The 13,674-nt window shown below is 73.7% G+C and carries 11 protein-coding genes; 5 read left to right on the forward strand and 6 right to left on the reverse strand.

What is annotated here, in order from left to right; all coding sequences use genetic code 11:
- Together CCN51_RS58045 and CCN51_RS30035 are read right to left on the reverse strand one after the other, a co-directional pair.
- The coding region (locus CCN51_RS58045) for a response regulator (protein WP_483883450.1) at window positions 1–298 on the reverse strand (298 nt) is incomplete at its 3' end.
- 222 nt (window positions 299–520) lie between these two features.
- Window positions 521–1,276: a DUF3000 domain-containing protein gene (locus CCN51_RS30035; protein ID WP_014175685.1), complete on the reverse strand. Its 756-nt coding sequence runs from the start codon at window positions 1,274–1,276 to the stop codon at window positions 521–523.
- A 91-nt stretch (window positions 1,277–1,367) separates the two neighbouring features.
- Between CCN51_RS30035 and hemE the strand changes: the two genes are divergently transcribed.
- Both hemE and CCN51_RS30045 read left to right on the forward strand, forming a co-directional pair.
- On the forward strand, window positions 1,368–2,453 hold the full coding sequence (hemE, locus tag CCN51_RS30040; RefSeq protein ID WP_014175684.1) for a uroporphyrinogen decarboxylase: 1,086 nt from the start codon (window positions 1,368–1,370) through the stop codon (window positions 2,451–2,453).
- A 55-nt stretch (window positions 2,454–2,508) separates the two neighbouring features.
- On the forward strand, window positions 2,509–4,071 hold the full coding sequence (locus tag CCN51_RS30045) for a hypothetical protein (RefSeq protein WP_014175683.1): 1,563 nt from the start codon (window positions 2,509–2,511) through the stop codon (window positions 4,069–4,071).
- A gap of 22 nt (window positions 4,072–4,093) precedes the next feature.
- Here CCN51_RS30045 and CCN51_RS30050 read toward each other — a convergent pair whose 3' ends face one another.
- The 3 genes from CCN51_RS30050 to CCN51_RS30060 all read right to left on the reverse strand — a co-directional run bounded on the left by CCN51_RS30050 (window position 4,094) and on the right by CCN51_RS30060 (window position 7,698).
- On the reverse strand, window positions 4,094–5,548 hold the full coding sequence (locus tag CCN51_RS30050) for an MFS transporter (protein WP_014175682.1): 1,455 nt from the start codon (window positions 5,546–5,548) through the stop codon (window positions 4,094–4,096).
- Between the two features lie 117 nt (window positions 5,549–5,665).
- The gene (locus CCN51_RS30055; RefSeq protein ID WP_014175681.1) at window positions 5,666–6,526 is read right to left on the reverse strand and encodes an IclR family transcriptional regulator; all 861 of its coding nucleotides are present in this window, start codon (window positions 6,524–6,526) and stop codon (window positions 5,666–5,668) included.
- A complete protein-coding gene (locus CCN51_RS30060; protein WP_014175680.1) occupies window positions 6,523–7,698 on the reverse strand; it encodes a 4-hydroxybenzoate 3-monooxygenase in 1,176 nt (391 codons plus the stop codon). The genes CCN51_RS30055 and CCN51_RS30060 overlap by 4 nt, the downstream gene beginning before the upstream one ends.
- 92 nt (window positions 7,699–7,790) lie before the next feature.
- On the opposite strand from CCN51_RS30060, the gene CCN51_RS30065 reads away from it, so the two are divergent.
- Genes CCN51_RS30065 through hemQ form a run of 3 tightly spaced genes read left to right on the forward strand, consistent with a single transcriptional unit; the run spans window position 7,791 to window position 11,929 of the window.
- A complete protein-coding gene (locus CCN51_RS30065; RefSeq protein ID WP_086860285.1) occupies window positions 7,791–9,683 on the forward strand; it encodes an IclR family transcriptional regulator domain-containing protein in 1,893 nt (630 codons plus the stop codon).
- Between the two features lie 12 nt (window positions 9,684–9,695).
- Window positions 9,696–11,186: a protoporphyrinogen oxidase gene (hemG, locus tag CCN51_RS30070; protein WP_086860287.1), complete on the forward strand. Its 1,491-nt coding sequence runs from the start codon at window positions 9,696–9,698 to the stop codon at window positions 11,184–11,186.
- Between the two features lie 5 nt (window positions 11,187–11,191).
- Window positions 11,192–11,929 carry a hydrogen peroxide-dependent heme synthase gene (gene hemQ, locus CCN51_RS30075; RefSeq protein WP_014175679.1) on the forward strand — a complete coding sequence of 246 codons (738 nt, stop codon included), beginning with the start codon at window positions 11,192–11,194 and terminating at the stop codon, window positions 11,927–11,929.
- Between the two features lie 108 nt (window positions 11,930–12,037).
- On the opposite strand, the gene CCN51_RS30080 is transcribed toward hemQ, so the two are convergent.
- Window positions 12,038–13,669 (reverse strand): alpha/beta hydrolase, encoded by a 1,632-nt coding sequence (locus CCN51_RS30080; RefSeq protein WP_086860289.1) that lies wholly within the window; start codon window positions 13,667–13,669, stop codon window positions 12,038–12,040.
- Window positions 13,670–13,674 lie beyond the last annotated feature (5 nt).

A 13,674-nucleotide genomic window follows, 5' to 3' on the forward strand; every position in this document is an offset into this window, starting at 1 on the left:
CATCGGCGGCGGAGAGGGCCAGCCCGTTCGGCCAGCCCGCGGCGCGGGTCTCGGACAGCAGGGTGAGGCCGGAGCCGTCGGGGAGGTGGACATCGGCGACGCAGATGTCGCGGGGGTTGCCGATACGGGGACGGGCCTCCGCGATGGACGACGCCTCGATGACGTCGCGCACCCCGAGGGCCCACAGGTGGCGGGTGACGGTGGATCGGACGCGGGGGTCGGCGACGACGACCATGGCCGTCGGCTTGTTCGGGCGGTAGGCGACCAGGCTGGAAGGTTGCTCGAGGAGAACAGACACCAGGCCTCCTGGGGGAAGTGGTGGGACGGGTCACCACGTCCTTCGGCACCGATACGGTCCGGCTTTAGGGAATGATCACGATTTGGTGAGTAACAATTCGGGCAATTAGGACGACTGATCGATCAAGCCTGATCAGTGAGCGCCCGCGCAGCGAATGCTCGGCGGACGGGTGCGCAGCGAATGCTCGGCGGACGGGTGCTCGGCGGGTGCTCGGCGCGGCGCTCAGCGGGGCTGAGGGCCGCGCCGCTGCGGCAGCGATACGACGCCCGCCTCCGCGGCCCCGACCGGCGGCAGACCCGCGATCTGGCACAGCAGATCACACCAGGCGGCCAGGTGCGCGCCGGTGTCGGGCACCCCGGCCGGCCCGTCGCCCGGGGCGAAGGGTTGCTCCGGCCGCCGGTGCTCGCCCAGGGCCGGTTCCGCGGTGGGCGGCTCCGCCGGGGTCCAGGAGGCGCGGATCTCGATCCGGGTCGACGGCTCGCGCTCCCCGATCCCGCCGAAGTAGTGCGAGCTCGCCCGGGTCACCGTGCCGCTCGGCTGCAGGTACTCGACCCCGCGCGCCTCCAGCGCGCCGGTCAGCCACGACCAGCACACCTCGGGCAGCAGCGGATCCGCCGCCATCTCCGGCTCCAGATCCGCGTGCACCAGGGTGACCAGGCGGAACGTACCGCACCAGGAGTCGTGCCCGGCCGGGTCGTGCAGCAGGATCAGCCGCCCCTCGGCCAGCTCCTCGTCGTCGCCTGCCGAATCCGCCGGGTCCGCGGTGACCGCGGCCTCGAGCGCGTACGAGAACGGCGCGAGCCGCCGCGGCGGCGGGGTCGGGGAGAGCTCCACCTCGGGCCGCGGCCGTACGGCACACAGCCCGGCCACGGCGTGCCGGAAGGCGGCCGGGGCCCCTTCCTCGCCCGCCGCGTCCGCCCCGTCGGCGCTCCCAGCGCCATCAGCGCCGTTCGAGAGGTGTCCTTGAACCGCTGCCATGCCCGGAAGACTAGGCGCAACTGGGGCCTCAACCGGGGAAGAACACCCGGGTTGGCGGGTCACTCGTTCGGCCCGTGCGAAGATTTGGGTCATGAGCGCCAACGAGCGGCCCTCGGGCCAGCAGCAGACCGGCCGCACCGCGGCGAGCGCCACGGCCGACTCGGCCTTCCTGCGCGCCTGCCGACGTGAGCCGGTTTCGCATACTCCGGTGTGGTTCATGCGGCAGGCCGGCCGCTCGCTGCCGGAGTACCACAAGGTCCGCGAGGGCATCGCGATGCTCGATTCCTGTACGCGGCCGGACCTGATCACCGAGATCACGCTGCAGCCGGTTCGTCGCCACCATGTGGACGCGGCCGTCTATTTCAGCGACATCGTGGTCCCGTTGAAGGCCATCGGGCTCGACCTCGACATCAAGCCCGGCGTCGGCCCGGTCATCGCGGACCCCATCCGTACTCGTGCGGACCTGGACCGGCTGCGCCCGCTGGACCCGGACGATGTGAAGTACGTCACCGAGGCGGTCGGGATGCTCACCGGGGAGCTCGGCGCCACCCCGCTGATCGGCTTCGCCGGCGCGCCGTTCACGCTCGCCAGCTACCTCATCGAGGGCGGCCCCTCGCGCAACCACGAGCGCACCAAGGCGCTCATGTACGGCGACCCCGAGCTGTGGGCCGAGCTGCTCGACCGGCTCGCCGACATCGCCGCCGCCTTCCTGAAGGTGCAGATCGAGGCGGGCGCCTCCGCCGTCCAGCTCTTCGACTCCTGGGTCGGCGCCCTGTCCCCCGCGGACTACCGGGCCCGCGTGATGCCCGCCTCCACGAAGGTCTTCGACGCCGTCGCCGGATACGGGGTGCCGCGCATCCACTACGGCGTCGGCACCGGCGAACTGCTGGGGCTGCTCGGCGAGGCGGGCGCGGACGTCGTCGGCGTGGACTGGCGGGTGCCGCTGGACGAGGCGGCCCGGCGGGTCGGCCCCGGCAAGGCGCTGCAGGGCAACCTCGACCCGGCCGTGCTCTTCGCCCCGCGCCAGGCCGTCGAGGCCAAGACCGACGAGGTACTGGACGCGGCCCGGGGCCTGGAGGGCCATATCTTCAACCTCGGCCACGGCGTGCTGCCCAGCACCGACCCCGACGCCCTGACCCGCCTGGTGGAGTACGTCCACACCCGGACCGCCCGCTGAGCCCTCCCGCCGGGGGATCGGAACCCGCACGGGGTCCCTCATCGTCTGGGAGACCATGAGGGACTTCCCTGCCATCACCGCCGACCGCGTCCGGGAACTGGCCGACCAGTGGGACGCCGTCCGCGAAGGCCGCTCCAAGGACGAGGCCGACCGGCTCGTCCGCGACTGTGCCGAGCGGCTGACCGCCGAGCCCACCGGTGAGCTCGCCTACCTGTGGACGCTCGGCCTGCTGATGACGGCCGAACACACCGGCTGGCTCACCGGGGACGGCGTCGAAGGCGTCGCCCTGGTAGCACTCGACGCCGCCGACAGCGCCCTGCGCGACCACGCCTGCGGGCACCAGCGGCACCCGTACGAGGACGACCTGGACGAGCGCCACGACCACCTGGCGCGCCTGCTGCCGCTGCTGCGCAACGGCAGCAGCGAGGCCGAGGACGAGCAGTGGCACGACGCGGCCACCAAGGAACAGTGGCTGTGTCCACGCAACATCGCCGGATACGCGCGCGTGGCCATCGACATCATCGACCCCGGCACCGTGGCCGACGTCCCGCCCCGGCTGCCCCTCATCGACGTACGCAAGGCCGCCCACCTGCGGTCCATCCTCTGGGACTACCCGCACGTCGACCCCGCGTACGAGCTCTTCGAGCACGCCGCCGCGCTGCGCGCCCACCCCGACGGCGACAGCCGCGCCGGGCTCGTGGTCATCCTGCACGCCGCCTGCTGGTACGCGGTGAGCGGCCGGATCCGCGGCAAGTGGGTGCTGGACGAGATGATCGGGGCCCTTGAGGCCGTACTGCCCGCGCTCGGCGACGAGCCCTGCGCACACCGGGACGGCGAGCACCCCGAAACCGGCGACGACCCGGCGGCGCTGGCCACCGTGGGCGTCCATCTGCTCAGCCCCGGCGGGCGGGGCGTATACGAGCGGCGGGGCGGCATCGAGGGGTGGCACACCCCCCTGGCGGGGTGGCTGTGCCCGGCCTTTCTCGCGGGGCTCGCCCGCGAGACGCTGGACCAGCTGCTGGCTGGGCGCGACAAGCTCTTCGGCAGCCGCGACACCGCCCACCTCGACGCCGAGTATCTGCTCGCCGACGGGCGGATCGACATCGACACCCTCACCACCACCTACCGGCAGTCCTGGGTCACCGAACACGACGAGCTGGTGCAGAACGCCGCGCTGTGGGCCGCCCGCCGGTACGCGGCCGGAGCCGGGGACGAGGGGGAGCGGGCGGCCCTGCTGCTGCTCGCCTGCTGGGCGGTGGACGGGGTGGTCGTCGACCTGCCGACCTCCGTACTCGGCGTGCTGGAGGAGATCTTCGTCACCATCGACCTCGCCCCGCTGCACGAGCCGTGTCCGCATCCCGGGGAGCACCCCTGGCAGGGCCTGGAGCGCATCGCCGGCCGCGGATACGGCGTCGCGGGCAACCCCGACGCGCTGATAGGCGCGCATCTCAACCACTTCTGCGCGCCCGGGGACTTCGAGGCCCCCGACGAGCCGTTCGCCCCCGACGCCTGGAGCTGCCCCCGCCATCTGGCCGAACGGGTCCGGGACGCGCTGGATGCCCTCTACGAGGTGAAGGAGAACGACGCGAACGGCGCGAACGGCGCGAACGACGCCTGAGGGTGAGACGGTACGGCTCGGCCTACGGACGCGGGACCTGTTCGCGGATCAGGTAGTACAGCACGGCGCTCGCGAGCATCAGAGCGCCGTCGATATAGACGGCGTGCGTCCAGGTTCCGTAGTGGTCGAAGAGGGTGCCGCTGAGCGCCGGGCTGATCACCGCGCCGATCTCGCCGACGAGGTTGAACATCCCGAAGGCGGCCCCGCGCTCGGCGGCGTCGACCACGTCGTTCAGCAGCGCGTGGGCCATGGGCTGCAGCGCGTTGAAGAACAGGCTGGTGACGAACAGGAGCACCGACATCACCAACAGCGAGGGCGTCTCGTCGGCCTGCAGATAGGCGCCGAAGACCAGCACCAGCAACCCCTGGACCACGGTGAACGCGACCAGCAGCGGCCGCCGCCCCCAGCCCCGGTCCTTCGCCCGGTCCGAGAGCCAGCCGCCCGCGGGGAAGCCGAGGATGCCCGCGCCCGCGTTGAAGGTGGCGACCAGCGCGGCGTTCTGGAAGGAGCTGTGCGCGGCGTCGGCGACGATCGACACCGACCAGAAGCTGAAGAACCACAGGTTCCACATGACCGCGATGAAGGCGAAACTGAGCAGCAGCGCGTTGCGGTTGCGGGAGACGGCGCCGAGCCGCGAGCCGCGCCGGGCGAAGATCGCCCCGATGAGGACGAACGCGAGGACGCACTCCAGGACCGCCACGCCCCAGCTCGGCAGCCCCGCCCCGTCGGCGATCAGATAGACGGCCAGCACCGCGGCGCACAGCACCGCCGAGATGCCCAGGAGCCGCAGCGCCGAGCCGGTCGCCCGCAGCGGGCCGCCGATACGGCGCAGATAGCCGGCCGTGACCACGCCGAACACCAGCGTCGCGCTGCCCAGGACCAGGAACGGCATCCGCCAGGCGTCCTCATGGCCGAACACATCGGCGCCCCAGTCGATCAGATATGGGGCGCTGATGGTCGCGATCGTCAGCCCGATGGCCAGACCGGTGATCGCCACGCCCATCCCCAGGCCCGCCTTGGCAGGCGGGGTCCGCTGGGCGATCAGGGTGCGGTCGTTGGAGTAGAAGACGCCCTCGCCGAGCCCGGTCAGCACGCGCAGCACCACAAAGGCGATCAGCCCGCTGACCAGCCCGCTGGCGAGGGTCGCCACGCCCGCCCACAGCAGCGAGATGGCGAGCATCGCGCGGTGCCCGAAGCGGTCCCCGAGATAGCCGCCGGGGAACTGCGTCAGCATGTAGCCCGCGAAGAAGAGGCTGCCGATCAGCCCGCCGAGCGCGTGCGGATGGCTGGCGGAGCCCAGCATCCCGTGGTCGTTGTCGATGAGCCAGGTGACCACCGGGCCGGTGATGGTGCGGTCGGCGTACGAGAAGAGCCAGCCGCCGAGCAGCATGGCCCACAGGGTGTGATAGGGCTTCCAGCCTCCGGGCGCGGTCTCCGGATCCCGGCCGCCGGTGGTCGGTGCGGTCACTTCGGACATGGCCTCAGGTCCCCCTCTGAGCACACTGGTTCATGGGTCCGGCGTCGGTGGCACGAGGTCGTGAGGTGCGAGTTGATTCGTACGTGGCGCGAGGTGTCCCACAGCCTGTGGGCTGAGTCACGGCGCGGCAAGAGGCGCGGTCGCACCCTTCCACCGACCGGAAGCCTCGGCGACGGGGGCTTGCCCCCAGGCGGCCGCGACGGTACGGGAGATGCCGTGCGCGGCCACCCGCACGGCCGGGATCAGCCCTGGCGCCCGCCCCTCGGCGGCCGGGACCACGACGGACAGCGAGGCCACCACCTCCCCGCCCGGTCCGTGCACCGGAGCGGCGACCGACAGCGCGTCCATGGTGATCTGCCGGTCGCTGACCGCGATTCCGGTGCGCCGCACCTCCGCGAGGGCGGCCCGCAGCCGGGCCGGGTCGCAGATCGTCAGCTCCGTGAAGCGGCGCAGCGGCCCCGCGCACACCCGCTCGCGCAGCCGGTGCGGCCCGTACGCGAGCAGCACCAGGCCGACACCGGTCGCGTGCAGCGGCCAGCGGCCGCCGACCCGGCTGCGCACCCGTACCGCGGAACGCCCGGAGATCCGCTCGATGTAGACCACCTCCAGGCCGTCGCGTACGGCGAGTTGGACGTTCTCGTGGGTGGCCTCGTACAGGTCCTCCATGAAGGGCAGCGCCGCCTCGCGCAGCCCCACCCCGCGCGGCGACAGCGTCGCCACTTCCCACAGCCGCAGCCCGATGTGGTAAGCGCCCGCCGCGTCCCGTTCCAGGGCGCCCCAGTCGGTGAGCGCGGCGACCAGGCGGTGCGCGGTGGCCAGCGGCAGGTCGGCGCGGCGGGCGAGGGCGGTGAGCGACAGCGAGCGGTGCGTGGCGTCGAACGCGTTCAGCAGGGCGAGCACCCGGCCCGCGACCGAGCGACGGCCCTCCAGAGCGCGGGGGTCCAGGGGACGGGGACCCGGGGTGCTGGGCGCGGTCATGACAGCGGGAGGCCGACGTAGTTCTCGGCGAGTTCGGCGGACGCGGCCGGGGAGGCGGCGATCCGCTCCAGCTGGGCCAGTCGCAGCCGCTCCTCGAACGGGGTCCGGTCCGGGTGCGGATGGAGGGTGTCGGTCATGAAGGCCGAGAAGCGCTCGGCCTGCCACACCCGGCGCAGACAGGTCTCGGAGTAGCTGTCGAGCAGTTCGGTGGAGCCGGTCTCGTGGTGCAGGGTCAGGGCGCGGGCCAGGGTGACCACGTCCGTGACGGCCAGATTGAGGCCCTTGGCGCCGGTGGGCGGCACGATATGCGCCGCGTCGCCCGCCAGGAACAGCCGGCCGTGGCGCATCGGCTCCTGGACGTAAGCACGCATCGGGGTGACCGACTTGGCGGTGATCGGGCCGCGCTCGAGGGCCCAGTCCCCGTCGACGGCGAAGCGGGTGGCCAGCTCGTCCCAGATCCGCTCGTCCGACCAGCCGGCCGGGTCGGTGCCGGCCGGCACCTGCAGGTAGAGCCGGGAGACCTGCGGGGAGCGCATGCTGTGCAGGGCGAAGCCGCGCCGGTGGCGGGCGTAGATCAGCTCCTCGCAGGACGGCGGCACATCGGCCAGCACGCCGAGCCAGGAGTACGGGTAGTCGCGCTCGAACACAGCGGTGCGCTCGGCGGGGATCGCCCCGCGGGCCACGCCGTGGAAGCCGTCGCAGCCGGCCACGAAGTCGCAGCTGAGCGTCTGTTCACGGCCCTCGTGCCGGAAGCGGACGGTGGGCGTGGCGGAGTCGGGGTCCTCGACGGTCAGGACCTCGGCCCCGAACAGCAGCGGCGGTCCGTCGGCGAGCTGGAGGGCGACCAGGTCCTTTACGACCTCCGTCTGGGCGTAGACCATCACCGACCGCCCGTCGGCCAGCGCCGGGAAGTCGATGCGGTGGGCGCGGCCCTCGAAGCGCAGCTCGATACCGCGGTGGAGCAGCCCCTCCCGGTCCATCCGGGCGCCCGCCCCGCACTCCCGCAACACGTCCACCGTGCCCTGCTCCAGGATCCCGGCCCGCTGACGCGCCTCGACATAGCGGCGCTCGCGGCTCTCCAGCACGACGCAGTCGAGGCCGGCGCGGTGCAGCAGACGGGCGAGCAGCAGGCCGGCGGGGCCGCCGCCGATGATGCCGACGGTCGTGCGCATCTCATCGCTCCCTCTCGCTTGGTCGCCCAGCGACGTGATTGCCCGAGTAGGCTTGTTCGCCTGGTGAAACTTGGTTCATAATCTGAGTGGTGATGAGTCTCAGCGCGGCCACGCCGCCTGTCAATGGTTCGGTCGGCCCTCTCGAGCGGGGCCTCGCCGTGCTGCGCGCGCTGACCGCCCTGTCCGCGCACGGCGCGGGACCGGCGGTCCGCCCCGGCGACCTGGTGCGCGCCACAGGGCTCGCCCGCTCCGTCGTCGACCGCGTGCTCGGCACGCTCCAACAGCTCGGCTACGTACGGCTGGACGGGCGCGAGGTGAGCCTGGCGACCCGGCTGATGGAGCTGGGCAACGCCTATCTCGCGGCCAGCGGACTGCCGGACGCGCTCCTTCCGTTCGCGGAGCGGCTGGCGGACTCCCTCGACGAGTCGGTCTCCGTCGCCGTCCCCGACGGCGACGGCGTGCGCTTCGTCGTCCAGGCCACCCGCCGCCGCACGATGTCCCTCGCCTTCCGTATCGGCGACCTCCTCCCCGCCGAACGCTGCGCCCCCGGGGCGCTGTTCGCCGCCGAATGGGACGAGCACACCTGGGCCGACTGGCGCGCCCGCCGCGCCGCCGCCCCCACAGCTGGAGCCGTCTCCTTCCCCGCCGTCCCGCCCCGGCCGGGCCCCGCCGGCGGGCCGGACCTCGACGCGTTCGAGCACCGCGCCAAGGCGGCGGCCCACGACGGCTGGGCCCTCGACGACCAGCTGATCGAGCCGGGTCTGGTGGCGGTGGCCGTTCCGCTCCGGGACCCGGCGGGGCGTATCGCGTGTGCGGTGAACGTGGTCAGCCACACCAGCCGCCACGACATCGCGTCCCTCAGGCGGACCGCGCTGGCCGCCCTGCGGGACCGGGTCCCGGCGATGGAGGCGGCGCTTGCGGCGCGCGTCGAGGCCGGGCCGGGTGCGGTCGGAGAGCCGCCCGCGGTCGGGGCCATCGGCGAGGATCCGGCCCGGCTGGCCAAGCGGGAGATGGGGGCGGGCTTTCTGCAGTCGCTCGCCCGCGGGCTGACCGTGCTGCGGGCGCTGGGCGAGCGGGCCCGGGGCGGCCCGCCGCCTCACGACGGCATCGCGTCCCACGACGGCATCGCGCCTCACGACGGCATCGCGCCTCACGACGGCATCGCGCCTCACGACGGCATCGCGCCTCACGAAGGCACCGCGCCTCACGACGGCATCCCGCCCCACGACGGTCCGCCGTCCCACGACGGTATGCCCCTCACCGCCGTCGCCGAGGCGACCGGCCTCGCGCGCGCCACCGCCCGCCGCTCCCTCCTCACCCTCGTGGAGCTCGGCTACGCCACGACCGACGGAGCGCGCCTCTTCCGCCCCACTCCCCGCGTCCTGGAGCTCGGCTACGCCCCGCTCGCCGGGCTCGGCTTCACCGATATCGCGCGGCCGCATCTGCGCGAACTGGTCGGCGCCGTCCACGAGTCGGCGTCCCTGGCCGTTCTCGACGGCGGCGACATCCGGTACGTCGAGCGCGTGCCGACCGTCCGCATCATGAGCGTCAACATCACCATCGGCACCCGCTTCCCCGCCTACGCCACCTCCATGGGCCGGGTGCTTCTCGCGGGCCTGGACGCGGACGCCCGCGCCGCGTATCTCGCCGGCCTCGACCCGCGGCCGCTGACCCGGCACACCCTGACCTCCGTACCCGGGCTCGCGCGCGTCCTGGGTGGCGTGGCGGAAAGCGGATACGCCCTGGTCGACGAGGAGTTGGAGGAAGGGCTGCGGTCCCTGGCCGTGCCCGTACGCGACGCCGACGGGCGCGTGGCGGCGGCGCTCAACCTCGCCGTGCACGCGGGCCGGGGCACCCCGGAGGACACCCTGCACACCCTCCTGCCGCCCCTGCGCGCCACCGCCGCCCGTATCGAGGCCGACCTGCGCACGGCCTTCGCCCACCGCCCCCGTGGCCTGGGCGCCAGGCGTCCGTCGGGCGTTTGAGAGAGTGGGGTCATGAGTGGAGCGAAGGGCCGTGCGGGCCATGTCGTGGTCGTCGGTGGCGGAATCTCCGGGCTCGCGGCCGCCCACCGCCTGCTGTCCGGCGGGGCCCGGGTGACCGTGCTGGAGGCGTCCGGACGGCTCGGCGGCAAGCTGTACGCGGGCGAGATCGCGGGCGTCCCCGTGGACCTCGGCGCCGAGTCGATGCTCGCTCGCCGCCCCGAGGCCGTGGACCTGGCGCGCGCGGTCGGGCTCGGCGACCGGCTGCAGCCGCCCGCGACCGCCACCGCATCGCTGTGGACCCGCGGCGGGCTGCGGCCGATGCCCAAGGGCCATGTGATGGGCGTGCCCGGGGATCCGGCCCCGCTGGCCGCCTCCGGCGTGGTCTCGGCCGAAGGGCTTGCGCGGATCGCCCAGGAGCCCGAGCTGCCGCCGGCGGAGCTGGGCCAGGACGTCGCCCTCGGCGAGTTCGTGGCCGCGCGGCTGGGCCGGGAGGTCGTGGACCGGCTGGTCGAACCGCTGCTGGGCGGGGTCTACGCGGGCGATGTGTACCGGACGTCGATGCGGGCCTCGGTGCCCACGCTCTTCGAGGCGGCCCGTACGCATGGCTCGCTGACCGAGGGCGCACGGGCGCTTGCCGCGCGGGCCGCGGCGGCGCCGGCCGGTCCGGTGTTCACCGGCATCGACGGGGGGATCGGGCGGCTCCCGCTCGCCGTCGCCGACGCGGTGCGCGCCGCGGGCGGCGAGATCCGCACCGGCGAGCCCGTACGGGAGCTGCGCCCGACCGCCGCCCCCGGCAGCGCCGACAGTTCCGACGACCAGGGGGAGAGGCGGGCGGCCCGGTGGACGGTGGTCACCGAGCGCGGCGAGACGCTGGAGGCCGACGCCGTCGTGCTCGCGGCCCCCGCCCCCGTCGCGGCCCGGCTGCTCGCCGCCGATTCCCCGGCCGCCTCCACCGAGCTGGCCACCGTCGACTACGCCTCCATGGCACTGATCACCATGGCCTTCCGCCGCGCCGATGTGGCCGAGCTCGCCCAGGGCAGCGGTTTTCTCGTGCCGCCCGTCGACGGCCACACCATCAAGGCCGCCACCTTCTCCAGCCGCAAATGGGGCTGGGTGGGGGAGGCCGACCCCGATCTCTTCGTGCTGCGTACCTCGATCGGGCGGTTTGAGGACGAGGCGGACCTGAGCCGTGACGACGAGGATCTGGTAAGGCTGTCGCTCGCAGACCTCGGCCAGGCCATCGGCCTGGCCGCGCGCCCCGTCGCCACCCGCGTCAGCCGCTGGGAGGGCGGGCTGCCGCAGTACCCCGTGGGCCACCTCGACCGCGTGGCCCGTATCCGCGCGGAGGTCGCCAAGCTCCCGGCGCTGCGGGTGTGCGGTGCGGTGTACGACGGCGTGGGCATCCCGGCCTGTGTCGCCAGCGCCCGTACTGCCGCTGATGAGCTGCTGGAACTGCTGGCCGCCACCCAGGCGCGGGGCGCCGGGCGCGGAGAGCGAGAATAGGGACCATGACTGCTGCACCCGCCCCCGAGACCGCCCCGTCCGGCAAGGTTCCCAACGCCGGTAAGAAGGCCAAGGACCTCAACGAGGTCATCCGCTACACCCTGTGGTCGGTGTTCAAGCTGCGCGACGTCCTGCCCGAGGACCGCACCGGCTACGCCGACGAGGTCGAGGAGCTGTTCGCGCAGCTCGCGGCCAAAGACGTCACGGTGCGCGGCACCTACGACGTCTCCGGGCTGCGCGCGGACGCGGACGTCATGATCTGGTGGCACGCGGAGACCTCCGACGCCCTGCAGGAGGCGTACAACCTCTTCCGGCGCACCAAACTGGGCCGGGCCCTGGAGCCGGTGTGGTCGAACATGGCGCTGCACCGCCCGGCGGAGTTCAACCGCTCGCACATCCCGGCCTTCCTGGCCGACGAGACCGCCCGCGACTACGTCAGCGTGTACCCGTTCGTCCGGTCCTACGAGTGGTATCTGCTGCCCGACGAGGACCGCCGCCGGATGCTCGCGGACCACGGCAAGATGGCGCGCGGCTACCCGGACGTGCGGGCCAACACGGTCGCGTCCTTCTCGCTCGGCGACTACGAGTGGATCCTCGCCTTCGAGGCCGACGAGCTGCACCGGATCGTCGACCTCATGCGGCATCTGCGCGGCTCCGAGGCGCGTCGGCATGTGCGCGAGGAGGTGCCGTTCTACACCGGGCGGCGCAAGCCGCTCTCGGAGCTGGTCGCCGGGCTGGCCTGACTCACGGGGCCGACCAGACTCACGGGCCGGCTTGACTCACCGGGCCGGCCTGGCTCACCCAGGTCGGCCCGATCGGCGGCACCGCCCTCGCCGCGGCGCGGCCGCCGGTCACCAGGCCGCCGCGCCCACCGCCGGCGTCGCTTCCGCCTCCGGTTCCGTTTCCGGTTGCGTTTCCAGGCCCGGCGGCGACCAGACGCTGGGCTCGGGCGCCGCGCGCGGCGCGCAGGACACGGAGCGGCCCGGCGTCCGCCCGGTCAGCAGGTAGGTGTCGACGTACTTGTTGACGCAGTCGTTCGGGCCGCCCCACAGCCCGTGCGTACCCGCCCCCAGCTCGGTCACCAGCGAGGAGCCCGGCAGCCTGCGCCGCAGCTCCTTGGCGCCCTCGTACGGCGTGGCCGCGTCCCGCTCGGCGGCCAGCAGCAGCACCGGCGGCGGCGTCCCGCGTCCCGCGCCGCCCCCGGGGCCCACCGTCAGCGGCCGCTGCCGGGGCGCGGACCAGTAGGCGCACGGCAGGTTCATTGCCACGTTGTCCCAGGTCTCGAAGGGCGCGCGGCGGGCCAAGGCGCTGTTGTCGCGGTTCCATCTGGCCCAATTCCGCGGCCAGGGCGCGTCATTGCACTGGACTGCCGTGTAGACGGCGTTGCCGTTCTCCTCGGCCGCCGCCTGGGCCGGGTCGGGCGCGGCCAGCGCGACCAGGGGCCCGGCGTCGCCGCGCAGATAAGTGGCCAGCGCGTGCGCGCTCATATCCCAGAATGCGTCGTTGTAGACGTTGCGCGCATAGGCGTCCTGCAGCTGCGCGGTGCCCACCTTCCCGTCCGCCGGGTGGCGCACCAGCCGCCGTCGGGCCTTCTCGTACGAGGCGGCCACCTCGGCCGCGGTGTCTCCCAGGTGGTAGACGTCGTCGTACCCGGCGGCCCAACGGCGCCAGTCGCCCCAGCGCCCCTCGAAGGCCAGCGACTGCTTCAGGTTGTTGCCGTACCAGATCTGCCGCGGATCGGGGTCGACCACGCTGTCGAAGACCATGCGGCGCACATGGTGGGGGAAGAGCGTGGCGTAGACCGCGCCGTAGTACGTGCCATAGGAAGCCGCCATGAAGTTCAGCCGCGTCTCGCCGAGGGCGGCGCGCAGCACATCGAGGTCGCGGGCGTTGTTGAGGGTCGTGTAGTGGCGCAGCGCACCGCCCGCGCGGCGGGCGCAGCCGTCCGCGTAGGCCCGGGCCCGCTTGATCATCGTCCGTTTGAAGGCGGCGGAGGGGTGCACGGGGAAGTTGGTCGGCGCCTTGGCGAAGGCGGCCGGGTCCGCGCAGGACAGCGGCGCCGAGCGGCCCACCCCGCGCGGTGCGTACCCGACGAAGTCGTACGCCTCGGCGGCCTTACGGAACCCGGCCACACTGGCGTACGCGGGGAACGCCATACCGGAGGCGCCGGGCCCGCCCGGGTTGTAGACCAGCGCGCCCTGGTGCCGCCCGCGGGGCCCGGTGGCGCGGAGCCGGCTGACGGTGAGGGACAGCTGGGTGGAGTGCGGGTGCGCGTAGTCCAGCGGCACCTCGAAGGTGCCGCACCGGGCGGCGGCGGGCAGCTCCTCGCCGGGCGCGCAGCGGCCGAAGTCGATGCCGCGGGCGGCGGCGCGCCGGGCGGCGAGCGCCGCGCCCCGGTCCTCGGCGGTGTCGCCGTGGCGGGCCGGGACGGTGGCGGTCGCGGCGGTGGCGGCGGTGGCGGCGGGCGCCGGGGCGGCGAGCAGCGCGG

The organism is Streptomyces milbemycinicus, assembly GCF_002154605.1.
Classification (GTDB): Bacteria; Actinomycetota; Actinomycetes; order Streptomycetales; family Streptomycetaceae; genus Streptomyces; species Streptomyces milbemycinicus.